This window comes from Streptomyces sp. NPDC093111 (assembly GCF_040683955.1).
GTDB lineage: Bacteria > Actinomycetota > Actinomycetes > Streptomycetales > Streptomycetaceae > Streptomyces.
On record NZ_JBFBNW010000006.1, the window covers coordinates 232,058 to 254,300 of the forward strand.

23 protein-coding genes are annotated in these 22,243 nt (G+C 72.9%); 14 read left to right on the plus strand and 9 right to left on the minus strand.

Annotation, left to right across the window (positions count from 1 at the left end; all coding sequences use genetic code 11):
* The first annotated feature begins 23 nt into the window (after positions 1-23).
* The 4 genes from AB0Q96_RS12475 to AB0Q96_RS12490 all read left to right on the plus strand — a co-directional run bounded on the left by AB0Q96_RS12475 (position 24) and on the right by AB0Q96_RS12490 (position 3,898).
* Positions 24-791 (plus strand): SDR family oxidoreductase, encoded by a 768-nt coding sequence (locus AB0Q96_RS12475; RefSeq protein ID WP_365324433.1) that lies wholly within the window; start codon positions 24-26, stop codon positions 789-791.
* Between the two features lie 148 nt (positions 792-939).
* The gene (locus AB0Q96_RS12480) at positions 940-2,520 is read left to right on the plus strand and encodes an ABC transporter substrate-binding protein (RefSeq protein ID WP_365324435.1); all 1,581 of its coding nucleotides are present in this window, start codon (positions 940-942) and stop codon (positions 2,518-2,520) included.
* A 129-nt stretch (positions 2,521-2,649) separates the two neighbouring features.
* A complete protein-coding gene (gene ung / locus AB0Q96_RS12485) occupies positions 2,650-3,333 on the plus strand; it encodes a uracil-DNA glycosylase (RefSeq protein WP_365324437.1) in 684 nt (227 codons plus the stop codon).
* 121 nt (positions 3,334-3,454) lie between these two features.
* A complete protein-coding gene (locus AB0Q96_RS12490; RefSeq protein ID WP_365324735.1) occupies positions 3,455-3,898 on the plus strand; it encodes a hypothetical protein in 444 nt (147 codons plus the stop codon).
* Here the strand turns inward: AB0Q96_RS12490 and AB0Q96_RS12495 are convergent.
* Positions 3,886-4,371 carry a hypothetical protein gene (locus AB0Q96_RS12495; RefSeq protein ID WP_365324439.1) on the minus strand — a complete coding sequence of 162 codons (486 nt, stop codon included), beginning with the start codon at positions 4,369-4,371 and terminating at the stop codon, positions 3,886-3,888. The two genes, AB0Q96_RS12490 and AB0Q96_RS12495, sit on opposite strands and share 13 nt — an antisense overlap.
* A 109-nt stretch (positions 4,372-4,480) precedes the next feature.
* Positions 4,481-5,011, minus strand: coding sequence for a DinB family protein (locus AB0Q96_RS12500; RefSeq protein ID WP_365324441.1), 531 nt, complete (start codon positions 5,009-5,011; stop codon positions 4,481-4,483).
* A 193-nt stretch (positions 5,012-5,204) separates the two neighbouring features.
* Here AB0Q96_RS12500 and AB0Q96_RS12505 point away from each other — a divergent pair, with 193 nt between their 5' ends.
* Positions 5,205-6,110 carry a Gfo/Idh/MocA family oxidoreductase gene (locus tag AB0Q96_RS12505; protein WP_365324443.1) on the plus strand — a complete coding sequence of 302 codons (906 nt, stop codon included), beginning with the start codon at positions 5,205-5,207 and terminating at the stop codon, positions 6,108-6,110.
* Here AB0Q96_RS12505 and lnt read toward each other — a convergent pair.
* Together lnt and AB0Q96_RS12515 are read right to left on the minus strand one after the other, a co-directional pair.
* On the minus strand, positions 6,034-7,629 hold the full coding sequence (gene lnt, locus AB0Q96_RS12510) for an apolipoprotein N-acyltransferase (RefSeq protein ID WP_365324445.1): 1,596 nt from the start codon (positions 7,627-7,629) through the stop codon (positions 6,034-6,036). The genes AB0Q96_RS12505 and lnt overlap by 77 nt on opposite strands.
* A gap of 80 nt (positions 7,630-7,709) precedes the next feature.
* Positions 7,710-8,147: a nuclear transport factor 2 family protein gene (locus AB0Q96_RS12515; RefSeq protein WP_365324447.1), complete on the minus strand. Its 438-nt coding sequence runs from the start codon at positions 8,145-8,147 to the stop codon at positions 7,710-7,712.
* An 82-nt stretch (positions 8,148-8,229) separates the two neighbouring features.
* On the opposite strand from AB0Q96_RS12515, the gene AB0Q96_RS12520 reads away from it, so the two are divergent.
* A complete protein-coding gene (locus AB0Q96_RS12520) occupies positions 8,230-8,823 on the plus strand; it encodes a flavin reductase family protein (protein ID WP_365324449.1) in 594 nt (197 codons plus the stop codon).
* A 47-nt stretch (positions 8,824-8,870) separates the two neighbouring features.
* Here AB0Q96_RS12520 and AB0Q96_RS12525 read toward each other — a convergent pair whose 3' ends face one another.
* Both AB0Q96_RS12525 and AB0Q96_RS12530 read right to left on the minus strand, forming a co-directional pair.
* Positions 8,871-9,743 (minus strand): undecaprenyl-diphosphate phosphatase, encoded by an 873-nt coding sequence (locus AB0Q96_RS12525; protein WP_365324451.1) that lies wholly within the window; start codon positions 9,741-9,743, stop codon positions 8,871-8,873.
* A gap of 115 nt (positions 9,744-9,858) precedes the next feature.
* Positions 9,859-10,320, minus strand: a complete 462-nt coding sequence (locus AB0Q96_RS12530; RefSeq protein ID WP_365324452.1) for a helix-turn-helix domain-containing protein — start codon at positions 10,318-10,320, stop codon at positions 9,859-9,861.
* A gap of 113 nt (positions 10,321-10,433) precedes the next feature.
* Here AB0Q96_RS12530 and AB0Q96_RS12535 point away from each other — a divergent pair, with 113 nt between their 5' ends.
* Positions 10,434-11,603, plus strand: a complete 1,170-nt coding sequence (locus AB0Q96_RS12535; protein ID WP_365324454.1) for a thiolase family protein — start codon at positions 10,434-10,436, stop codon at positions 11,601-11,603.
* A gap of 86 nt (positions 11,604-11,689) precedes the next feature.
* On the opposite strand, the gene AB0Q96_RS12540 is transcribed toward AB0Q96_RS12535, so the two are convergent.
* The gene (locus AB0Q96_RS12540; protein ID WP_365324456.1) at positions 11,690-12,421 is read right to left on the minus strand and encodes a TVP38/TMEM64 family protein; all 732 of its coding nucleotides are present in this window, start codon (positions 12,419-12,421) and stop codon (positions 11,690-11,692) included.
* 87 nt (positions 12,422-12,508) lie between these two features.
* On the opposite strand from AB0Q96_RS12540, the gene AB0Q96_RS12545 reads away from it, so the two are divergent.
* The 4 genes from AB0Q96_RS12545 (at position 12,509) to AB0Q96_RS12560 (ending at position 15,753) form a co-directional block, all read left to right on the plus strand.
* Positions 12,509-13,219 carry a DNA alkylation repair protein gene (locus AB0Q96_RS12545; RefSeq protein ID WP_365324458.1) on the plus strand — a complete coding sequence of 237 codons (711 nt, stop codon included), beginning with the start codon at positions 12,509-12,511 and terminating at the stop codon, positions 13,217-13,219.
* A 52-nt stretch (positions 13,220-13,271) separates the two neighbouring features.
* On the plus strand, positions 13,272-13,493 hold the full coding sequence (locus AB0Q96_RS12550) for a hypothetical protein (RefSeq protein WP_365324460.1): 222 nt from the start codon (positions 13,272-13,274) through the stop codon (positions 13,491-13,493).
* Positions 13,494-13,589: 96 nt separating this feature from the next.
* Positions 13,590-14,768 carry an elongation factor Tu gene (gene tuf / locus AB0Q96_RS12555; protein WP_365324462.1) on the plus strand — a complete coding sequence of 393 codons (1,179 nt, stop codon included), beginning with the start codon at positions 13,590-13,592 and terminating at the stop codon, positions 14,766-14,768.
* Between the two features lie 139 nt (positions 14,769-14,907).
* The gene (locus AB0Q96_RS12560; protein WP_365324464.1) at positions 14,908-15,753 is read left to right on the plus strand and encodes a fused MFS/spermidine synthase; all 846 of its coding nucleotides are present in this window, start codon (positions 14,908-14,910) and stop codon (positions 15,751-15,753) included.
* Here AB0Q96_RS12560 and AB0Q96_RS12565 read toward each other — a convergent pair.
* The gene (locus tag AB0Q96_RS12565) at positions 15,715-17,031 is read right to left on the minus strand and encodes an MFS transporter (RefSeq protein WP_365324737.1); all 1,317 of its coding nucleotides are present in this window, start codon (positions 17,029-17,031) and stop codon (positions 15,715-15,717) included. The genes AB0Q96_RS12560 and AB0Q96_RS12565 overlap by 39 nt on opposite strands.
* Complete coding sequence (locus AB0Q96_RS12570) at positions 17,028-18,119, minus strand: hypothetical protein (RefSeq protein ID WP_365324466.1); 1,092 nt, start codon at positions 18,117-18,119, stop codon at positions 17,028-17,030. The genes AB0Q96_RS12565 and AB0Q96_RS12570 overlap by 4 nt, the downstream gene beginning before the upstream one ends.
* Before the next feature lie 109 nt (positions 18,120-18,228).
* Here AB0Q96_RS12570 and AB0Q96_RS12575 point away from each other — a divergent pair, with 109 nt between their 5' ends.
* From AB0Q96_RS12575 to AB0Q96_RS12585, 3 genes are all read left to right on the plus strand, one after another.
* Positions 18,229-18,666: a DUF4442 domain-containing protein gene (locus tag AB0Q96_RS12575; RefSeq protein WP_365324739.1), complete on the plus strand. Its 438-nt coding sequence runs from the start codon at positions 18,229-18,231 to the stop codon at positions 18,664-18,666.
* Positions 18,667-18,933: 267 nt separating this feature from the next.
* On the plus strand, positions 18,934-21,477 hold the full coding sequence (locus tag AB0Q96_RS12580) for a glycoside hydrolase family 3 C-terminal domain-containing protein (protein WP_365324467.1): 2,544 nt from the start codon (positions 18,934-18,936) through the stop codon (positions 21,475-21,477).
* A 48-nt stretch (positions 21,478-21,525) separates the two neighbouring features.
* Positions 21,526-22,188 (plus strand): DedA family protein, encoded by a 663-nt coding sequence (locus AB0Q96_RS12585; protein ID WP_365324468.1) that lies wholly within the window; start codon positions 21,526-21,528, stop codon positions 22,186-22,188.
* The last annotated feature ends 55 nt before the right edge of the window (positions 22,189-22,243 follow it).

The following is a 22,243-nucleotide window of genomic DNA, read 5'->3' on the forward strand; positions in this document are numbered from 1 at the left end:
GCGGGAGCGGAGAGGAGAACGCGATGAGCGCACCGGAACCGCCCGAGCTGTCGGGCAAGGTCGCCCTGGTCACCGGCGCGAGCCGGGGCATCGGCTACGGCGTCGCCGAGGCCCTGGTCGCCCGCGGCGACCGGGTCTGCATCACCGGACGGGGCGAGGAGGCCCTCAAGGAGGCCGTGGAGCGGCTCGGCGCCGACCGGGTGATCGCCGTGCCCGGCAAGGCGCACGACGAGGCCCACCAGGCCGCCGCGGTCGCCGCCACCATGGAGGCCTTCGGGCGGGTGGACTTCCTGGTCAACAACGCCGGCACCAACCCGGTCTTCGGGCCGATCGCCGAGCTGGACCTGAACGTGGCCCGCAAGGTCTTCGAGACCAACGTGGTGTCGGCCCTCGGCTTCGCCCAGCAGACCTACCGGGCCTGGCAGAAGGAGCACGGTGGGGCGATCGTGAACATCGCCTCGATCGCCGGCCTCGCCCCGTCGCCGTTCATCGGCGCGTACGGGATGAGCAAGGCGGCCATGATCAACCTGACCCTCCAGCTGGCGCACGAGTTCGCGCCCTCGGTCCGGGTCAACGCCATCGCCCCGGCCGTCGTGAAGACGAAGTTCGCCGCGGCGCTGTACGAGGGCCGGGAGGCCGAGGCGGCCGCCCCGTACCTCCTCGGCCGGCTCGGCGAGCCGCAGGACATCGGCGGGGCCGCCGCCTTCCTCACCTCGGCCCAGTCGGACTGGATCACCGGCCAGACGCTCGTCGTCGACGGCGGTCTTTTCCTGAACGCCGGTGTCGGGTGACCGATATCCGGACACTTTCCTGAATTCATGACCGGTTTGGCCCCGGTTATATGCTGAATGCCTCAAGTGCCCCGCCAGGGCCGAACATTGACCTGGCGGGGCGCTGCGGTATCGTCGGCCGACCCCAGGCTGAACGAGGAGCGTGCACGTGTTCAACCGGACCAGTCTGCAGGCCGCTGCAGCCCTTGCGTCCATATCCCTCCTGTCCGGATGCAGTGTGTTTTCGGACGGTGAATCCGCAGGGGATCAGAGAATCGTCATCGGTACGACGAGTTCTCCGTCCACGCTTGATCCGGCGGCCGCCTGGGACAATTCCTGGGAGCTTTTCCGGAATGTCTTCCAGACGCTCGTGAGTTTTCCGACCGGCACCACCAGTCCGCAGTCGGACGCGGCGGACTGCAAGTTCAAGGAGGGGAGCTCGAGCCGGGTCTTCGAGTGCGTCCTCCATGACGGTCTGACCTTCTCCAACGGGCACAAGCTGGACGCCAAGGCCGTCCAGTACTCGATCGAGCGCATCCGCACGATCGACGTCCAGGGCGGCCCCAACGGCATGCTGGGCTCGCTCGACAAGATCGAGGCGACCGACGACCGCACGGTGGTCTTCCGGCTGAACAAGTCGGACGCGACCTTCCCGTTCATCCTCGCGACCCCGGCCATGTCCATCGTCGACCCGGCCGAGTACCCGGCGGACCAGCTCCGCAAGGACGGCAAGCTGGTCGGCTCCGGCCCGTACGTCCTCGACTCGTACGCCGAGGGCCAGAAGGCCGAGCTGACCCGCAACCCCAGCTACAAGGGCTTCGCCGACCGCAAGAACGGCGGCGTGACCATTCGGTACTTCAAGGAGTCCGAGCCCATGGTCGCCGCCCTGAAGAAGAAGGAGATCGACGCCACCTACCGCGGCCTCACCGCCGAGGAGGTCGTCGCGCTCCAGGCCGACAAGCCGGAGAACAAGGGGCTCCAGCTCGTCGAGTCCACCGGTGCGGACATCCGCTACCTGGTCTTCAACACCCGTGACGAGTCCGTCGCCCGGCTGCCCGTCCGCAAGGCCATCGCGCAGCTCGTCGACCGCGACGAGCTGGTGAACAAGGTCTACCAGGGCACCGCCGAGCCGCTGTACTCGATGGTCCCCAAGGGCATCTCGGGCCACACCACCAAGTTCTACGACCGCTTCGGCGGCCCGGACGCCTCCAAGGCGAAGTCCATCCTGCGCGACGCCGGCATCACCAAGCCGGTCAAGCTGGACTTCTGGTACACCACCGACCGGTACGGCTCCTCGACCGCCGCCGAGTTCACCGAGCTCAAGCGGCAGCTGGAGGAGAGCGGCCTCTTCGAGGTGGCCCTGCACGGCAAGCCGTGGAAGGAGTTCCAGGCCGGCTACCAGAAGGGCCAGTACCCGGTCTTCGGCCGCGGCTGGTTCCCCGACTTCCCGGACCCGGACAACTTCGTCGCCCCCTTCATGGGCAAGGAGAACGTCCTCGGCACCCCGTACGTCAGCCCGAAGATCACCGACGAGCTGATCCCGAAGTCCCGGCGCGAGAGCGACCGCGGGGCCGTCACGGACGAGTTCGCGCAGGCCCAGGAGATCATGGTCCAGGACGTCCGGCTGCTCCCGCTGTGGCAGGGCAAGCTGTACATCGCGGCCAGCGAGGACATCGGCGGCGGCGAGCGGGCCCTCGACCCGCAGACCGTCATGCAGCTGTGGGAGCTCAGCCGCCGCACCAGCTGGTAGCGGTCGCCGCCCCCGAACCGCCGTCCGCCGTCCGCTCCCCCCGGGGGAAGCGGACGGCGGACGGCGTTGTCAGTGGCTCCCGGTAGGTTCTCGTACGTAAAGGCGATACACCCACCGGAGGTTGTGGACGTGACCGACACCGACATGCTGCCCGAGTCCTGGCGCGGCGTCCTCGGCGACGAGCTGCAGAAGCCGTACTTCAAGCAGCTCACCGAGTTCGTCGAGGAGGAGCGGGCCAACGGGCCGGTCTACCCGCCGCGCGAGGAGGTCTTCGCGGCCCTCGCCGCGACCCCCTTCGACCAGGTGAAGGTCCTGGTCCTCGGCCAGGACCCGTACCACGGCGAGGGCCAGGGCCACGGGCTCTGCTTCTCCGTCCGCCCCGGCGTGAAGACCCCGCCCTCGCTGCGCAACATCTACAAGGAGATGCAGGCCGAGCTCGGGCACCCGATCCCCGACAACGGCTATCTGATGCCGTGGGCCGAGCAGGGCGTCCTGCTGCTCAACGCGGTGCTCACCGTCCGGGCCGGCGAGGCGAACTCGCACAAGGGCAAGGGCTGGGAGAAGTTCACCGACGCGGTGATCACGGCGGTGGCCTCGCGGCCCGACCCGGCGGTCTTCGTGCTCTGGGGGAACTACGCGCAGAAGAAGCTGCCCCTCATCGACGAGGAGCGGCACGTGGTGGTGAAGGGCGCCCACCCCTCGCCGCTCTCGGCGAAGAAGTTCTTCGGCTCCCGCCCCTTCACCCAGATCGACGAGGCCGTCGCCGCGCAGGGTCACGAGCCGATCGACTGGCGCGTCCCCGACCTCGGCTGAGCCTCGGCCGGATCCGGCGCGGCTGCGGCTAGCGTCGGATCCGGCCCGTTCGTACCGGGGGCCGGATCGACAGCGTGTGGAGGTGGCAGTGACCGGGCAGCAGGTGTCGGACGACGGCGTCATGACCAGGATCGGGCAGGCGATGATGCTCCTCCACGGCGGGGACAGGGAAGAGGCCCGCAACCGCTTCGTCGAGATCTGGGCCCAGCTCGGACCGGACGGCGACCCGCTGCACCGCTGCACCCTCGCCCACTACATGGCCGACGCGCAGGACGACCCCGACACCGAGCTGGCCTGGGACCTGCGGGCCCTGACGGCCGCCGAGGGGCTCGACGAGGACCGGCTGGCCCGCCACGACTCGGCGGTGGCGCTCCGCGCCCTCTACCCCTCGCTCCACCTCAACCTGGCCGCCGACTACGTGAAGCTGGCCCACCCGGACGCGGCCCGCGTCCACCTGGACCGGGCCCGCGCCGCCTCCGTGGCCCTGGACGACGACGGGTACGGCAACGGGGTGCGGGCCGCGATCGAGCGCCTGGAGGTACGGCTGCGGGGTCAGCGCCCGTAGGTGCCACGACAGATCCTCGCCTGCTCGCTCTCCGGGCTCCAGCCGCCGTACCGCGAGCCCAGTTCGCAGACCTCGGCCGCGGAGCGGGGCGGGTCGAGGAGCCCGGGCAGGCCGATGTCCGGGTGGCGGGGCCGCTGCCCGTGGGGCGCGTGCGGCTGCTTCGCGTGGTGCCGCGCGGAGCCGGACGTGCCGCCGGTGCCGGCGTCCCGCCCGCCGCGCCCGTCGTCCGCGCCGGGCTGCCGCGCGACGGACGCGCGCGGCCCGGGGGCCGGGGGATCGGGCATCGCCGCCTCCAGGGCCTCCCTGGCCGGGCCCTGGACGATCTGCGGTGCGACGTCCTGGCCGGGCAGCTCGCCCGCCGGACTCGGGACCGGCACGGGGGCCGCGGGCGGCGCCTGCACCGCGACACAGCCCGAAAGGGCGGCCATCGCGACCCCGGCCAGGATCCTCACTGTGGTTCTCGTTCCATGCACCCGCGCAACTCTGCTGGTCGGCCCGGGTTTCGCACACCCCTACTCGCGGGGAATGCCCCGCACGGGTGATCACCCGACGCGGGCTGACCCGGCCCGTCCGGGCGGGGGCTCAGTCCCCGGTGGCGCCGTCGATCCGCTCCCTGATGAGGTCGGCGTGGCCGTTGTGGCGCGCGTACTCCTCGATCATGTGCAGGTAGATCCAGCGCAGGTTGAAGGTCCGGCCGGTGCGGTGGGTCCCGCTGCCCAGCTCGTCGAGGCCCCGGCCGGCGGCGTTGGCCCTGGCGACGGCGATCTCTCGCTGCCAGGTCGCGTAGGCCTCCTCCCAGGTGTCCTCGGCGCCGACGTGGATGTCGGCGTCGTGGTCCTCCTTGGTGGTGTAGATCCAGTCGGCCTCCGTCTCACCGGCCAGAACGCGCCGGAACCAGCCGCGCTCCACCTCGGCCATGTGCCGGACCAGGCCCATCAGATTGAGGTCCGAGGGCGGGGCGGAGACGGTGCGCAGCTGGGCGTCGTCGAGGCCCTCGCACTTCATCGCGAGGGTCGCCCGATGGAAGTCGAGCCACTGCTCCAGGGCCTCCCGTTCGCCGGTGAGGGTGTCGGGGTCGAGGCGGGCGCCGGTGTCGGTCTGTTCGGTGGTCATGCCCCGCATCGTTGCCCAAGATCGTTCGCCGGGCCAGTGGTTTGGGGGGCTTCCACGCGGGGTGCGCGGGCGGGCCGGCCCGGAGGCCGCCTCGGTGGACGCCGTACCGCCGCGCGTAAGCTGACCGGCGCGTACGGCCCTCCGGGCGCCGGACACGAACGAGCACACCGCGACACAGTGACAAGGAGCACCCGTGAAGGTTGGCTGCATCGGACTCGGCGACATCGCGCAGAAGGCCTATCTGCCCGTCCTGTCCGCTCTTCCCGGGGTCGAACTCCACCTGCAGACCCGGACCCGCGCCACCCTCGACCGGGTCGCCGACGGCTACCACCTGCCCGCCGCGCGCCGGCACACCGACCTGGACTCGCTCCTCTCCGTCGGCCTCGACGCCGCCTTCGTGCACGCCTCGACCGCCGCGCACGCCGAGATCACCACCCGCCTCCTGGAAGCGGGGGTGCCGACCTATGTCGACAAGCCCCTCGCGTACGAGTACGCCGACTCCGAACGGATCGTGGAGCTCGCCGAGAAGCGGGCCGTCAGCCTCGCCGTCGGCTTCAACCGCAGGCTCGCCCCCGGGTACGCCCAGTGCGTGGAGCACCCACGCGAGCTGATCCTGCTCCAGAAGAACCGCGTCGGACTGCCCGAGGACCCGCGCACGTTCGTCCTCGACGACTTCATCCACGTCGTCGACACCCTGCGCTTCCTGGTGCCCGGCGAGGTCGACCACGTCGACGTGCGCGCCCGCGTCCGCGAGGGGCTCATGCACCACGTCGTGCTCCAGCTCTCCGGCGACGGCTTCACCGCGATCGGCATGATGAACCGTCTGAACGGCTCCACCGAGGAGATCCTGGAGGTGTCCGGGCAGGACTCCAAGCGCCAGGTCCTCAACCTCTCCGAGATCGTCGACCACAAGGGCCAGCCCACCGTGCGCCGCCGCGGCGACTGGGTGCCGGTGGCCCGCCAGCGCGGCATCGAGCAGGCCGTCCTGGGCTTCCTCGACTCCGTACGCGAGGGGCGGCTGCTCAGCGCACGGGACGCCCTGCTGAGCCACGAGCTGTGCGAGCGGGTGGTACGGGAGTCCCTCGACCAGGCCTCCTGAGCGTCCGCGCCCCCTCGGCCGCGCACAGCGCCCCGATCACCAGGATCGCCACGTACACCGGCCAGTCGCCGAAGCGGTCGTAGACCGTGACGGTCCGCGCCAGGGGGAGCGTGTAGACGACGGCGGCGCTGCGGTCGGTGCCGAGCTCGGGGCCGGTCCGCCGCCCGTCGGGGGCGTACGCGGCGCTGATCCCGGTCAGCGTCGCGTGCACCACCGGCCGCCCCGACTCCGCGGCCCGCAGCGCCGCCAGCGAGGCGTGCTGCGCGGGTGCCCACGTGTCCTGGAACGTGGAGGTCGCCGACTGTACGACCACCACGTCCGCGCCGTCCCTGACCAGGCGCCGGCTCATGTCGGGGAAGGCGGACTCGAAGCAGACCAGCGGCCCGATCCGCAGCGGCCGGCCGCCCTCGGGCGGGGCGGGGAGCGTCATCACGACCGGTCGGGTGCCCCGCCTGCGGTCCTCGCCCGCGGCCCCCTTGCCGACGGAGGTGGCCCAGCCGAGCAGCGCGCGCGCCGGGACGTACTCGCCGAACGGCACGAGACGCATCTTGTCGTAGCGCTCGCCGGTCGGGCCCTGGGGACCGATCAGGATCGCGCTCTTGTAGATGCCCGGCCGGTCGGAGCGGCGCGCGTCCACGTTCACCAGGAGCGGCGCGCCGACGGTCCGGGACAGCGTGGTGAGCCGGGCCGCGAGGTCCGGCCGGGCCCCCAGGTCCGCGCCGACGCTGCTCTCGCCCCACACCACCAGGTCAGGACGCTGCCCGGCGAGCGTCCTGGTCAGCTCCTCGGCGCGGGCGAAGCGCCGGTCCACGCCGCCCGGACCGTCGAACACGCCCGGCTGGACCACCGCGATCCGCGCCGTGCCGCCGGTGCGGGGCGGACCCGTGCCCCACCAGGCCAGCCCCAGCACCAGGGCGCAGCCCACCAGGCCTGCCAGCGCGGTACGGCGCAGCGGCCGCACCGCGACGAGCAGGGCGAGGGCCGTGTTCACCGCCACCACGAGCAGGCTCACCAGCCAGACCCCGCCGACCGAGGCGAGCCGCAGCGCGGGCGGCACCTGCCACTGGCTGGCCCCGAGCAGCCCCCACGGTCCGCCCAGCCCCTCCCAGGAACGGGCCAGCTCGACCAGCAGCCAGCCGGACGGGACGACGACCAGCGCGGCGGCGGCCCGCCCGCCCGACGGCCGGCCGGCCAGCATCGCCCGCACCAGCCAGCCCCACGGCAGCCACAGCAGACCCAGGAGCGCGGCCAGGACGAGCAGGAAGACGTGCAGGCTCGGCAGCAGCCACTGGTGCACGCCCAGCATGAAGCCGATGCCGCCGCACCAGCCGTCGAGACCGGCCCGGCGCGCGCTCGGCGCCGTGCGGATCAGCAGCATCCAGGGGACGAGGGCGACGTACGCGCACCACCACAGCGACGGCGCCGGGAAGGCGAGCGCGGGCAGGGCGCCCAGGAGCAGGGCGAGCGCGGACCGGCCGAGCCAGGACCGGGGGCCCTGACCCGCGAACGGATTGCGCATGGCGTGCCTCCCGGCGTCGCTTCCCCGGACTCCGTCCGAGGGGACCCCCACCAGTGTGCGCGCGGCCCCGCCGCCCGGCCTCACATCCGGCGCCACTTCTCCTCGACGACGACCGAACGCAGCAACCAGCCGCCGGCCGTGCGACGCAGCGTGAACGTGTAGCGCCCGCCGCACACGAAGTCCTCGCCCGACGCGAAGCGCATGGGGTTCAGGTAGTCGGCGCGCACCGTCGCGCCGTCGCCCGGGTAGCCGCCCGGATCCTGGATGCGGAACCGCCGGTTGACGATGAGGTGCTGGCGTACGGGGAACAGGAGCATCGTCTCCGCGAGCCAGTCGGCGACCTCGGCGGCCGGGCCCTCGATCCCCCCGGAACCGCTGTAGTCGGCGCGTCCGTCCGCGGTGAACAGCGCGCGGTACGCCGCCCAGTCCGCGTCGTCCACGGCCACCGCGTAGCCGGTGATCAGGTCGTCGATGGCGAGCCGGTCCATCACGGTCGCGAGATCCACGCGCTGCGTCATCGGTTCAGTGTCGGGCAGAGCGGGCCGGGCGCCAAGGGGCGTGCGGGCGGGGCTTGGTACGAGACCCGTCATACTTTCGGCCATGCGCATGAACATCGATCCGGAGCGGACCGACCGGAACTCCTTCTACCGGCTGCTCACCGCCACCGTCGTGCCCCGGCCCATCGCCTGGGTGTCGACGACGGGCGCCGACGGGACGGACAACCTCGCCCCGCACTCCTTCTTCACCATCTCCTCGGTCGTGCCGCCGGTCGTCCAGTTCACCTCGGTGGGCCGCAAGGACTCGCTGCGCAACGTGGAGGAGACGGGCGAGTTCGTCGTGAACCTCGCCCCCGAGGGCCTCTTCGGCGCGGTCAACGCGACGGCGACGAACTTCCCGCGCGGGACCAGCGAGTTCGACGCGTGCGACGTCGAGCGGGAGCCGAGCCTGCGGGTCCGGCCGCCGCGGGTCGCCCGGTCACCCGTGGCTCTGGAGTGCGAGCTGCACAGCACGCTGCGGATCGGCGACTCGACGGTGGTCTTCGGCCGGGTGGTGCACGCGGCGGTGGACGAGTCGGTGCTCGTCGACGGCCATCCGGAGATGACACGGATGCGGCCGCTGTCCCGGCTCGGCAAGAACGAGTGGGGCACGCTCGGCGGCATCACGGAGCTGGCGCGCGTGCCGTACCAGGGCTGAACCGAGGCGGGTGCGGGGCGCGGTCTCGCCGGGCCCCGCACCGCGGGTCAGCCCGCGGACTCGCCCGCGTGGGGGCTGAGGACGTCCGTGCCGACCAGGACGAAGAGGAGGATGCCGAGGAGGATCCGGTAGATCACGAAGGGCATGAAGGACTTCGTGGTGATGAACTTCATGAACCAGGCGATCACCGCGTAGCCGACGCCGAACGCGATGATCGTGGCGAAGATCGTCGGGCCCCAGGAGACGTGTCCCTCGCCCGCGTCCTTCAGCTCGAACACGCCCGAGGCGAGCACCGCCGGGATGGCGAGGAGGAACGAGTAGCGGGCGGCCGCCTCGCGGGTGTAGCCCATGAAGAGGCCGCCGGAGATGGTGGCGCCGGAGCGGGAGACGCCCGGGATCAGGGCCATCGCCTGGCAGAAGCCGAAGATGAGGCCGTCCCGTACGCCCAGTTCCTTCAGCGACTTGCGCTCGCGGATGGCCCGGTGCCGCCCGCCGACCTCGTCGCGGGCCGCGAGCCGGTCCGCGATGCCGAGCACGATGCCCATCACGATGAGGGTGGTGGCGATCAGCCGCAGATCGCGGAAGGGGCCCTCGACCTGGTCCTTCAGCGTGACGCCGAGGATGCCGATCGGGAGCGAGCCGACGATGACGAGCCAGCCCATCTGCGCGTCGTGGTCGGAGCGCATCGACTTGTCGAAGAGCGAGCGGAACCAGGCCGAGACGATCCGCGCGATGTCCTTGCGGAAGTAGATGAGCACCGCGGCCTCGGTGCCGATCTGGGTGATCGCCGTGAACGCCGCACCGGGGTCCTCCCAGCCGGCGAACGCGGCGGTGAGTCGCAGATGCGCGCTGGAGGAGATGGGAAGGAACTCCGTCAGCCCCTGGACGAGTCCGAGGATGAATGATTCGAACCAACTCATGGGGCCAGGGCCGTCCCGTTTGTACGCGTGCGGTCAGAAGGTCGCTGCGCAGCGTACCTCCCCAAGATGAAGGGCCCGTTCGCAGGGCGGTCCCGCACCTGACGGGGGAGCGGGCTCAGCTCTCGACGGGTCCCGCGGTCGTCCAGCCGGGCACCTGGACGAGGGCCTTGAGGCTCGCGGCGTCCGCCTCGTCGCCGCAGCTCGCGCAGATCACGCGGGGGCTCAGCAGCTCGCCGCAGCTGTGCTCCAGGAGCGTCGGGCGCCGGTCCTGGTTGAGGTGGCGGTCGCCCCAGGCCATCAGCGTGACGAGGACCGGTTGCAGCTCGTCACCGGCCGGCGTCGCCCGGTACTCGTAGCGCTTGGGGCGGTCGCTGTACTCGACCTTCTCCAGGATCCCGGCCTCGACGAGGCGCTTGAGGCGGGCGGTGAGGATGTCGCGCGGCGCGCCCGTGTTCCGCGCGATCCGGTCGAAGCGGTGGACGCCGAGCGAGACCTCGCGCAGGACGAGGAGGGAGTACTTCTCACCGACGAGCGCCAGGGTGTCGGCGATGGAGCAAGGGCGGGGAGCGGCCTTCATGTGCCCAAGACTAAGGCAGACGCGCGGGTGAAGGTTGGAAAATCAAACTCACTGGGTTATGTTACCGACAGGTGTTGGTCCAGTTCTCCAACTCATCCTCCTGGAGCCGTGTCATGCGCGACGCCGTCATCGTCGAAGCCGTCCGTACGCCGATAGGGAAGGGCAAGCCCGGCGGAGCCCTCGCCGACGTCCATCCCGTCGCCCTGCTCTCCCACACCCTGCGCGCCCTGGTCGACCGCACCGGGATCGACCCCGCCCTCGTCGACGACGTCATCGGCGGTACTGTCGACCAGGTCGGCGAGCAGGCCATGAACACCACCCGCTACGCCTGGCTGGGCGCCGGACTGCCGGAGACCGTGCCCGCCACGACCGTCGACCGGCAGTGCGGCTCCTCCCAGCAGGCCGTGCACTTCGCCGCCCAGGGGGTGCTGTCCGGCGCCTACGACATCGCGGTGGCCTGCGGGGTCGAGTCCATGAGCCGGGTCCCGATGTGGTCCAACGTGCCGCCCGGCGCCGACCCCTTCGGGCCCGGAGTCGCCGAGCGCTACCCGGAGGGCCTGGTCCCGCAGGGGATCAGCGCGGAGCTCATCGCCGCGAAGTGGTCCCTCGGCCGCGCGGCCATGGACGAGTTCGCCGCCGCCTCCCACGCGAAGGCCGCGCGGAGCTGGGCGGCCGGACACTTCGACGCCGAGGTCGTCCCGTACGGGCAGGTGCGTCGCGACGAGTCCGTGCGGCCCGCGACCACTCCCGAGGTCCTCGCCGGCCTCCGGCCCGCCTTCCAGGACCCCGGCTTCGCCGAATGCTTCCCGCAGATCGACTGGTCGGTCACCGCGGGGAACAGCAGCCCCGTCAACGACGGTGCCTCCGCCGTCCTCGTCATGGAGGCCGGGACCGCGCGCCGCCTCGGCCTGCGCCCGCTCGCCCGGCTCCACTCCTTCGCGGTGACCGGCTCCGACCCGCTGCTCATGCTGACCGGGGTGATCCCGGCCACCGAGAAGGTGCTGCGCCGGGCCGGTCTCGACCTCGCCGACATCGACCTCTTCGAGATCAACGAGGCCTTCGCGAGCGTCGTGCTCGCCTGGCGCCAGGAGACCGGCGCCGACCTGGACCGGGTCAACGTCCACGGCGGCGCGATCGCCCTCGGCCACCCCCTGGGCGCGAGCGGCACCCGCCTGACCACCACTCTGGTGCACGCGCTGCGGGCACGGGGCGGCCGGTACGGGCTCCAGGCGATGTGCGAGGCGGGCGGGTTGGCCAACGCGATGATCGTCGAAGCGATGTGAGGGGGAGCGATGTGAGGGAAGCGATGCGAGGGGAAGCGATGTGAGGGATTGGATCCAGGATCCAGGATCCAGGATCCGGAGTTCGGTCAGGCCGACACCGACTCCAGTCGGGGCTCCGTCTCCGTCGGTTCCCCCGCGGGTCCGCGCAGGCGGTGGCGTTTGCGCCAGCCGACCACGGCGGCCCCCGCCACCGACAGGACGATGAACCCCATGGAGATCAGGAAGGCGGGGGAGGTCGGCGAGGTGGCCTCGCTGCCCGCGACCACGTACGCCGCCGTGTTCGGGACGGAGCCGAGGCCCGTCGCGAGGAGGAAGGGCAGGTACTTCATACGGGAGACGGCCGCACCGTAGTTGGCCACGGCGAACGGCATCCCCGGGAAGAGCCGGATCGCCAGCATCGACCGGAACCCGTGCCGGCTCAGCTGCCCGTCGGCCGCCAGCAGCCAGCGCCCGCGCACGTACGGGCGCAGGGCGTCCTGCCCCAGCGCCCTGCCCAGCGCGAACGAGATGCCCGCGCCCAGGACCGTGCCCCCGAGGGACGCGGCGAAGCCCGCCGGGGCGCCGAAGAGAGCGCCGGCCGCCAGGTTCAGCAGCGGCCGGGGCACGAGGGCCGCCGTGCACACCCCGTACAGCAGTCCGAAGACCACGACCGCGCCCGCGCCGCTCAACTGGGGCGGCCAGCCGGCCGAGAGCAGTCGCTGCGGCTCGAAGAGCAGCACCGACGACCCCGCGGCGAGCAGGATCACGGCGAGATACGCCAGCCGGGCCTTGGGCGCGAGCAGCACCCTGGAGCGGCGGACGGACACGGGCTCGAACATCCGGGGAGAGTAACCGAAGAGCGCATGTGATCGCCGTAATGAGCACCATGCCCGGCGCCGCCCCCGGACCCGCCCTAAAGTGAGGCGGTGACCTCCGCCGCCACCCCCGCCGTCCCCGACAGTGCCCTCGCCGACACCGTGCTGGCCCGGCTCACGGAGCTCTACCCCACGGGCGGCGACCCCTTCCGGGCGCAGGAGATGATCGCGTACATGAAGGGCGTCGCGCCCTTCCTCGGGCTGCGGACGCCGGAGCGCCGCGCCCTGTCCCGTACCGTCCTGGCCGGCACCCCCGTCCCCGACGAGGCCGACTGCGCCGCCGTCGCCCTGCGCTGCTTCGCCCTGCCCGAGCGGGAGTACCACTACTTCGCCGTCGACTACCTGCGCCGCCACGTGAAGCGCTGCTCGTCCCGCTTCCTGCCGGTCGCCCACGCCCTCGTGACCACCGTCTCGTGGTGGGACACCGTCGACCACCTCGCCTCCCACGTCGTCGGACCGCTCGTCGCCGCCGACCCCGCGCTCGCCTCCCGCATGGACGCCTGGGTCGCCGACGAGGACCTGTGGGTGGCGCGCACCGCGATCCTGCACCAGCTGCGCTTCAAGGACGCCACCGACACCGAGCGCCTCTTCTCCTACTGCCTGCTCCGCTCCGGCCACCCGGACTTCTTCATCCGCAAGGCGATCGGCTGGAGCCTGCGCGAGTACGCCAAGACCGATCCCGCCGAGGTGCGCGCCTTCGTCGCCCAGAACACCTCCCGGCTCTCCCCGCTCTCCGTGCGCGAGGCCCTCAAGAACCTCTGAGCACGAGGAAATTCGGTCGACCCGGAGACCTCGGGCGGCCATGATCGTGGGCATGTCCCGGTACGCCTTCCTCGCAGCGCCGTCCGCAGTCGCGGACGCGCCGAAGGCTGCCGTGCGCGTCTCCGCTCCGCTCTCCGTCTTCCTCGCCGTCCCCGCACCGGTCCGCGTCCCGGTACCGGTCTGGGCCGCCGCCCTGGCCTGCGCCTGCGCACCGGCCTGCGTCTGCGCACCCGTCGGCGCCTCCGTGCCGGCGCTCGGCGGCGACCGAAGCTGACCCTCCCCGGATCGTCCGGCGGACCCCACAGGGGGAGGGTCGGTCCGGCCCCGGGGTCCCCACACAGCTTCGAGCACCGAAACGAGCGATCCAGCCATGTCCAAGCAGGCGTACGCGCGTACCAAGCCGCACCTCAACATCGGCACCATGGGCCACGTCGACCACGGCAAGACCACCCTCACGGCCGCCCTCACCAAGGTCCTCAGCGAGCGGGCCACCGGCGGCCCCACCTCGTACGTCCCCTTCGAGCGGATCGACCGCGCCCCCGAGGAGGCGCGCCGCGGCATCACGATCAACGTGACGCACGTCGAGTACGAGACCGAGACCCGCCACTACGCCCACGTCGACATGCCCGGGCACGCCGACTACATCAAGAACATGGTCACGGGCGCGGCCCAGCTCGACGGCGCGATCCTCGTCGTCTCCGCGCTCGACGGGATCATGCCGCAGACCGCCGAGCACGTCCTGCTCGCCCGGCAGGTCGGCGTCGACCACATCGTCGTCGCGCTCAACAAGGCCGACGGCGCGGACGACGAGCTGACCGACCTGGTCGAGCTGGAGGTACGGGAGCTGCTCACCGCGCACGGCTACGGCGGCGACGGCGTGCCGGTGATCCGGGTCTCCGGCCTGCGGGCGCTGGAGGGCGACCCGCGCTGGACCGCGTCCATCGAGGCCCTCCTCGACGCCGTGGACACGTACGTGCCGGTACCGGTGCGGTACGTGGACGCCCCGTTCCTGCTGCCCGTCGAGAACGTGCTCACCATCACCGGCCGCGGCACCGTCGTGACCGGGGCCGTCGAGCGCGGCAGCGTACGGGTCGGCGACCGCGTCCAGGTGCCCGGCACGGACACCGAGACCGTGGTGACCGGCGTCGAGACCTTCGGCAAGCCGATGGAGTCGGCCCAGGCCGGCGACAACGTGGCGCTCCTGCTGCGCGGGGTGCCGCGCGGCGCGGTCCGACGCGGCCACGTGGTGGCGGAGCCCGGAAGTCTCGTGCCACGCCGTCGTTTCACGGCGCGGGTGTACGTGCTCGCCGCCGGCGAAGGCGGCCGCAGCACGCCCGTCACGACCGGGTACCGGCCGCAGTTCTACCTGCGCACGGCCGACGTCGTCGGCGCCGTCGACCTCGGCGAGCGCGCCGCCGCCCGGCCCGGTGAGACGGTCACCATGACCGTCGAGCTCGGCCGCGACACGCCCCTGGAGCCGGGGCTCGGCTTCGCGATCCGCGAGGGCGGACGCACGGTCGGCGCGGGGACGGTGACGGAGGTGCTCTGACGGGTGGGGGGACGTGGGGCGGCGGCTGTCCGCCGGGCGGTCGCCGTCCGCTCCGCGCCTCCCCGCCTGCGCCCCCGCGTTCCCCGCCCCCGCGCCGCCCCCGCACCGCCCGGCGGGGCCGTACCGGCAGAATGAAGGCGTGAACGAGCAGATTCCCGTGATCCGAGATGTCGACTGGGGTACCGCGCGGCTCATGCCCGACGTGGACACCGAGCGGGGGTGGCTGCTCACGGTCGACGGTGCGCCGCAGTCGTACGTCGACCTCGACGACCCGACGCACCTGGAGTTCGAGTACGCGCAGCGGCTCGCCCATGTCGTCGACCATGCCGCCGACGAGGGCGTCGCGCTCGACGTCGTGCACCTGGGCGGCGGGGCGCTCACCTTGCCCCGGTACGTCGCCGCGACCCGGCCCGGCTCGCGGCAGGACGTCGCCGAGGCGGACCGGGGGCTGCTCGCGCTGGTGGCCGAGCACCTGCCGGTGCCCGAGGGGTCGGGGATCGTGGTGCACGGGGCGGACGCCCGGGAGTGGCTGGAGGCCGCCCCCGACGCCTCGGCGGACCTGCTGGTCGCGGACGTGTTCGGCGGCTCGCGGGTGCCGGCCCACCTCACGTCGGTGGAGTACGCCCGGCAGGCCCGGCGGGTGCTGCGGCCCGGCGGGACCTACGCGGCGAACCTCGCGGACGGGGCGCCGTTCCCGTTCCTCCGCTCCCAGCTCGCCACCTTCGCGGCCGTCTTCCCCGAGCTCGCGCTGATCGCCGAACCGGCGGTGCTGCGCGGCCGGCGCTTCGGCAACGCCGTGCTCGTCGCCTCCGACCGCCCGATCGACACCGCGCGCCTGGCCCGCCGCACGGCGGCCGACGCCTTCCCGGCGCGCGTGGAGTGGGGCGAGCCGCTGGCCCGTCTCACCGGCGACGCGCGACCGGTGCGGGACGCGGAGGCCGTACCGTCACCCCTTCCCCCGGAGGGAGCCTTCGGGATCGGCTGAGCTCCCGGCGGTCTCGTGCGCGTCCGGCGCGTCCGGCGCGTCCGGCGTCGCGCCCGACACCCGCTTCGTACGCCGGGTCAGATTCCGTACGTCGGGCACGAGCAGCACCAGCGCGGTGACCAGCACGATCAGCGCGGCCGAGCCCCACAGCGCGTTGCCGCGCCCGAAGACGCCCTCGGCCGGACCGGCCAGCGCCGTGGACAGGGGCAGCATCGCAGTCGAGCCGAACCAGTCGTAGGCCGAGACCCGGGACAGCTTGTCCTCCGGGATCTCCTGGTGCAGCGCCGTCATCCAGGAGACGCCGAACACCTCGATGGCCACGCCGCTGACGAACATCGCGGCCGACAGGCCGACCACGTCCAGCGGCACCGCGAGCGCCGCCGACGGCAGCGCGATGGGGAAGACGCAGAGGGTGCCCACGAGCAGCATCCGGCGTGGTTTCCAGCGGATCATCAGGAGCGCGCCGGCCAGCGTGCCCACGCCGAACGCGGCGAGCGCGAGCCCCCACGGCCGGGCGCCGCCCAGCTCGTCCCGGGCGACCAGCGGCCCGTACACCGACTCGGCCGCGCCGACCAGCGCCACCACGATGGAGAACTGGGCGACGATCGCCCAGAGCCAGGGGCGGCTCGCGAACTCGTCCCAGCCCTCGCGCAGGTCGGCGAGGAGTCCACCGCCCGCCGCGCGCTCGGGGATGTGCCGTACGTCGAGGAAGGCGCGCAGCGCTCCGGCGAGGGCGAAGGCCACCGCGTCGACGGCGAGCACCCAGCCGGGGCCGACGGCGGCGATCAGCGCGCCGCCCAGCGCGGCGCCGCCGATGCCGGCGCCGTGCATCGCCATCCGGAAGAGCGCGAAGGCGCGGCTGACCTGCTCGCCGCTGACGCTGGACATCAGCATGCCCTCGGCGGCGGGGTTGAAGAACGCCTGTCCGGTGCCGCACAGGGCGGTCAGCAGCATCATGTGCCACAGCCGGGCCTCGCCGGTGAGGACGAGGACGGCGAACACGGCCTGGGAGACGCAGTTGAGGGCGTTGGCGGCGACCATCACCCGGTGCCGGGGGACCCGGTCGGCGATGGCGCCGCCGATGAGCAGGAAGAGTACGAGGGGCAGCGTGCGGGCCATCGCGACCAGGCCGACGTCGCCGCCGTCGCCGCCGGACTGGATGACGGCGAACGCCGCCGCGATCAGGGCGCCGTGGGTGCCCAGGTTGGTGATGATCGCGGCGGCGGTCAGGAGCAGGTAGTTCCGCCCGGCCCAGCCGGGTATGCGTGCGCGGTTCAGGACGACTCCGGGGACTCCGGGGCGAGGCGGACCGTGGAGAGGATCTGCTGCACGGTGGCGTTGGGCAGTTCCTCGTTCACGCCGGCGGCGGCGTACAGGACGAAGGAGGAGAAGTCGCCCTTGGCGTTCTTGAAGGAGAAGGCGAGCGACTTGCCGTCGGACTCGCACTTGTTGCGCTTCTTGATGCCGGGGGCGGTGGCGGTGGACATGCTGCCCTTGAGGCCGGACTTCGTGGTGTACGGAACGGCCTTGGTGATCTTGATGGTGCCCTTGGGCATGTGCTGCGCGTAGCCCGCCCACACCCAGTTGCCCGCCTCGTTGTAGGCGGCCTCGTCGGTGTTCTTGGCGCCCTGGCCGCCCTTGGTGCCGGCGGTGCTCAGGCCCCAGGTCTCCTGGGTGCCGTTCTTGTCGGTGTCGTAGGCGCACCAGTTGCTCTTGAAGTGCGCGGGCGAGGACATGGTGACGACGGGGGAGCCGTCGCCCTTCTTCTCGTCCTCGAAGAAGGTGATCACGCCCTGCTTCGACACCTCCCACGCGGGCGGTACGTCGAACAGCGTGCCGTACTTGGGGTTGTAGACGACCTTCCAGCCGGGGATCACGGGCTGGTGGTCGGCGGCGTCGCGCGGGTTGTCGAGCGGCGGGGCCGAAGAGGTGGCGGGCGCCGAGGACGGGGTGACCGGCTTCGGGTCGTCGGCCTGGTTCTTCTTGTCGTCGTCCTTGCCGAGCACGAGGTAGCCGGCGACCCCGGCCGCGGCGAGCACGGCGACGGCGGCGACGATCGCGACGACGGTGGTCTGCTTCTTCTTGCCACCGTCCCCGCCGCCCGGCTGGACCGGGCCGGGCACGGTGTACTGCGGCACGGTCGGCTGCTGGTACGGGTTGGCCTGCGGCTGCTGCCCGTACGGCGGGTTCTGCGGCCCGTAACCGGGCTGCGTCGGCTGCTGCCCGTACGGGCCGGGCTGCTGGTAACCCGGCTGCGCGTAAGGGTTCGGCTGCCCGTAGCCGGGCTGGCCCGGCTGGGCGTACGGGTTCTGACTCTGGTCCTGCGGGTTCTGCTCGCCCCCGGGCGGCTGCTGTCCTGGCCACATGGCGAGTAACGATAGAGGTGCGGCACCGGCCAGGCTACGGCCGCCCCCGTGCGGGGATGGCGAAGACTGCTACCCGTGGGTAACATCACGGGTCATGAGCGCAGACCAGATGACCGTCGGCGAGATGCTCGCCGCCACGGTGCCCATGGCCAGGACCCTCAACCTCGAGTTCCTGGAGACCACCGCCGAGCGCGCCGTCGTGCGCCTGCCGGACCAGGCCGACTACCACAACCACGTCGGCGGCCCGCACGCCGGCGCCATGTTCACCCTGGCCGAGTCGGCCAGCGGCGCGATCGTCATCGCCGCCTTCGGCGACCAGCTCGGCCGCGCCGTGCCGCTCGCCGTCAAGGCCGAGATCGGCTACAAGAAGCTGGCCATGGGCGTCGTCACCGCCACCGCCACCCTCGGCCGCCCGATCGCCGACGTCGTCGCCGAACTCGACGCGGGCGAGCGCCCCGAGTTCCCCGTGCGCATCGACATCACGCGCGAGGACGGCGCCGTCACCGGCGAGATGACCGTCGTGTGGACGCTCCGGCCCAACTCCTGACGTCCTCCGGGGCCCTGGGGGCGCCCGGATGCCTGACGCCCTGCCACCCGGACGCCCGGATGCCTGGACGCCCGGGCATCCGGGCATCTGGACATCCAGGGGCAGGGGGTCCCTAGGCGTCCCGCCGGCCCCATGACTCCGCGGGTCCCCCGGGAGTCGCTCCTCCCGTGGCTCCCCGGCACGGCGGCGCGGAATCGGACGAACCGTCACGCATAGTGCGATCAACGCATGATCGCAGGAATCGTGCCGGTCCGAAGGAGCGCCGCCGTGCCCCACACTCCCCGTCAGGAACAGGACGAGTCCGGCTCCGCCTCGGCGCCCCGCCACCCCTCCCGGCGTCGGCTCCTGCTCGCCCTCGCCGGAGCGGCGGCCCTCTCCGCCGTGACCGCCGGCGCGGGCCGCGCCCTCGCCGCACCGCCCCGGCCGGGTGCGCCGGCCGGCCGCCCGGTGCCCGCGCGGCTGAGTGAACGCGTCCGCACGCTCGTCGCGCAGCTCACCCTCGACGAGAAGACCACCCTCCTGCACGGCGCCACCGACCCCGCCGGCCTCGGTCAGGCCGGATACGTGCCCGGCGTCCCCCGCCTCGGCATCCCGCCGCTCCGGCTCGCCGACGGACCCGCCGGTGTCCGGGTCGCCCGCCGGGCCACCGCGCTGCCCGCGCCCGTGATGCTCGCCGCCGCCTTCGACCCCGCGCTCGCCCGCGCGTACGGGCAGGTCATCGGCCACGAGGGCCGCGCACTCGGCCAGGACGTCCTCCTGTCGCCGATGGTCAACCTCATCCGCACCCCCTACGCGGGCCGCAACTTCGAGACCTTCTCCGAGGACCCGCTGCTCTCCGCCGACCTCGTCGCCGAGGAGATCCGCGGCATCCAGGCCGAGGGCCTCGTCGCCACCGTCAAGCACCTCGCCCTCAACAACCAGGAACGCGACCGGATGTCCGTCGACGTGCGGGCCGACGAGCAGACCCTCCACGAGACCGAACTGCGCGGCTTCGAGGCCGCCGTCGCCGCCGGGGCGGGCGCCGTCATGGCCGCGTACAACAAGGTCGACGGCGTCCACGCCACCGAGAACAGCGCCCTGCTCACCGACATCCTGCGCGCGGAGTGGGGCTTCGAGGGCTGGGTCATGAGCGACTGGGGCGCCGTCCACTCCACCGTCGCCGCCCTCACCGCCGGCTGCGACATGGAGATGCCCGGCGGCGCCTACTACGGCGCAGCCCTGCGCCGGGCCGTCGAGGACGGGCGGATCGGACGCGACGTCGTCGACACCGCCGTCGCCCGCTTCCTCTCCGTGCGCGAGCGCTTCGGCCTCCTCGACGAGGACGTCGCACGCCCCACCCGCGACGCCGCGGCCGGGGCCCGCCTCGCGCTCCGCGTCGCGACCGCCGGGGCCACCCTGCTGCGCAACGAGGGCGGGGCGCTCCCGCTGACCGGCCGCGCCGCCCGTTCGATCGCCGTCATCGGCCCCACCGGCGCGGTCCCCTTCGTCAGCGGCGGCGGCAGCGCCCACGTCGTCCCCGACACGGCCACCAGCCCGCTCGACGCCCTGCGCGCCCGCGCCGGCGACGGTGCCACCGTCACGTACGCCCTCGGCGAGGACCTCTACGGCAAGCCGCTGCCGCCCACCGTGCCCGCCCGGGACCTCGACGCCGTCGGCGTCGCCGCCGCCGAGACCTGGCACCACGAGGGCACCCTCACCGTCACCGAGGACGACGACTGGAGCTTCTTCCTCCACTACGGCGGCAAGCGCCCCGGCGTCACCCTCGACGGCGTCGAGCTCTTCCCCGCCACGGCGGGCGGCGCCGCGTTCTTCGCCGGCGGACTCGGCGGGCGCGCCGCCGACGGCCTGGCCGTGCGCCGCGCCGACCGCCGCCTCGCCGCCGGCACCCACCGGCTCACCGTCACCGCGCAGGGCGGCGCCAAGGGGCAGCTGGTCCGGCTGCGCGCCGCCACCGGCGCCACCCGGGCCGCCGACCGGGCCGAGGCCGTCGCCGCCGCCCGCGCCGCGCGCACCGTGGTGCTCTTCGCCTGCGAGGACGCCACCGAGGGCCGCGACCGCACCGGTCTCGCCCTGCCGGGCCGCCAGGAGGACCTGATCGCCGCGGTGACCGCCGCCAACCCCCGTACCACCGTGGTCCTGAACACCTCCTCGGCCGTCACCATGCCGTGGCTGGACGGCACGGCGGCCGTGCTCCAGATGTACTACCCGGGCCAGGAGGGCGCCGCCGCCACCGCCGCCGTGCTCTTCGGCGACGCCGACCCCGGCGGCCGGCTCACCCAGACCTTCCCCGCCGCCGAGGACCGCCACCCCACCGCGGGCGATCCGGTCCGCTACCCCGGGAAGGACGGGATCGAGGAGTACGGGGAGGGCGTCCACGTCGGACACCGCTGGTACGACGCCCACGACGTGACCCCGCTCTTCCCCTTCGGCCACGGCCTCTCGTACACCCGCTTCACCTACGCCGACCTGCGGGTCACCCCCGCCGACGACGGCCTCGACGTCGGTTTCACCGTGATCAACACCGGCACCCGCCGCGGCGTCGAGGTCGCCCAGGTCTACCTGGGCCCCTCGCCGGACCTCGCCGCCCTCGGCGTCGACCAGCCGCGCCGCCTCCTCGCCGGATACCGGCGGCTGGAGCTCGCGCTCGGCGAGCGGCGCCGCGTCACCGTCCGGGTCGCCGCCCGCACCCTCTCCTCCTGGGATCCGGCCCGGCACGGCTGGATCCTCGGCACCGGACGCCGCGAACTGCGGGTCGGATCGTCCTCCCGGGCCTTCCGCCTGGGGACCGAGACCCGGGTCGGCACGCCGTGACCGGGTAGGCTGCCCGGGTTCGGTCGCCGATACGGGAGAGGTACCCGCGTGCACGTCCAGGAGTGGCTGGAGACGATCCCCGCGGTCGCCGTCTACGCGCTGGTCGGGGTGGTGATCGGGGTCGAGAGCCTGGGCATCCCGCTGCCCGGCGAGATCGTCCTCGTCAGCTCGGCGCTGCTCGCGTCGCAGCACGGCGAGATCGACCCGTACGTCCTCGGTGCCTGCGCCAGCGCCGGCGCGATCATCGGCGACTCGATCGGCTACGCGATCGGGCGCAAGGGCGGCCGGCCACTGCTCGCCACGCTGGGCCGGAAGTTCCCGAAGCACTTCAGCGAGGCCAACATCGGCCTCGCGGAGCGCTCCTTCGAGAAGTGGGGCATGTGGGCGGTCTTCTTCGGCCGCTTCGTCGCCCTGCTGCGGATCTTCGCCGGACCGCTCGCGGGCGTCCTGCGCATGCCGTACTGGAAGTTCCTCACCGCCAACGTCCTCGGCGGCATCCTCTGGGCCGGCGGCACCACCGCCGTCATCTACTCGGTCGGCATCGTCGCCGAGGCATGGCTCAAGCGCTTCTCCTGGCTGGGCCTGGTCCTCGCGGTCCTCATCGGCCTCGCCTCGATGCTCATCCTGAAGAACCGGGCCAAGAAGGCCGCGGCCCAGGCCACCGCCCGCGCCGAGGCCACCGCCGCCGAGGCGACCGCCGCCGCCGAGTAGGCGGCGGGCGAGGGGCCCCGAACAAGGCCCCTCTCCGCACGTGAGCGGATCGCCG

Coding starts and splice junctions, on each gene's coding strand:
- AB0Q96_RS12475 (WP_365324433.1), top strand. CDS start 24: ATGAGCGCACCGGAACCGCCCGAGCTGTCGGGCAAGGTCGCCCTGGTC.
- AB0Q96_RS12490 (WP_365324735.1), top strand. CDS start 3,455: ATGACCAGGATCGGGCAGGCGATGATGCTCCTCCACGGCGGGGACAGG.
- AB0Q96_RS12500 (WP_365324441.1), bottom strand. CDS start 5,011: ATGACCACCGAACAGACCGACACCGGCGCCCGCCTCGACCCCGACACC.
- lnt (WP_365324445.1), bottom strand. CDS start 7,629: ATGCGCAATCCGTTCGCGGGTCAGGGCCCCCGGTCCTGGCTCGGCCGG.
- AB0Q96_RS12515 (WP_365324447.1), bottom strand. CDS start 8,147: ATGACGCAGCGCGTGGATCTCGCGACCGTGATGGACCGGCTCGCCATC.
- AB0Q96_RS12520 (WP_365324449.1), top strand. CDS start 8,230: ATGCGCATGAACATCGATCCGGAGCGGACCGACCGGAACTCCTTCTAC.
- AB0Q96_RS12525 (WP_365324451.1), bottom strand. CDS start 9,743: ATGAGTTGGTTCGAATCATTCATCCTCGGACTCGTCCAGGGGCTGACG.
- AB0Q96_RS12530 (WP_365324452.1), bottom strand. CDS start 10,320: ATGAAGGCCGCTCCCCGCCCTTGCTCCATCGCCGACACCCTGGCGCTC.
- AB0Q96_RS12535 (WP_365324454.1), top strand. CDS start 10,434: ATGCGCGACGCCGTCATCGTCGAAGCCGTCCGTACGCCGATAGGGAAG.
- AB0Q96_RS12540 (WP_365324456.1), bottom strand. CDS start 12,421: ATGTTCGAGCCCGTGTCCGTCCGCCGCTCCAGGGTGCTGCTCGCGCCC.
- AB0Q96_RS12550 (WP_365324460.1), top strand. CDS start 13,272: ATGTCCCGGTACGCCTTCCTCGCAGCGCCGTCCGCAGTCGCGGACGCG.
- tuf (WP_365324462.1), top strand. CDS start 13,590: ATGTCCAAGCAGGCGTACGCGCGTACCAAGCCGCACCTCAACATCGGC.
- AB0Q96_RS12570 (WP_365324466.1), bottom strand. CDS start 18,119: ATGTGGCCAGGACAGCAGCCGCCCGGGGGCGAGCAGAACCCGCAGGAC.
- AB0Q96_RS12575 (WP_365324739.1), top strand. CDS start 18,229: ATGACCGTCGGCGAGATGCTCGCCGCCACGGTGCCCATGGCCAGGACC.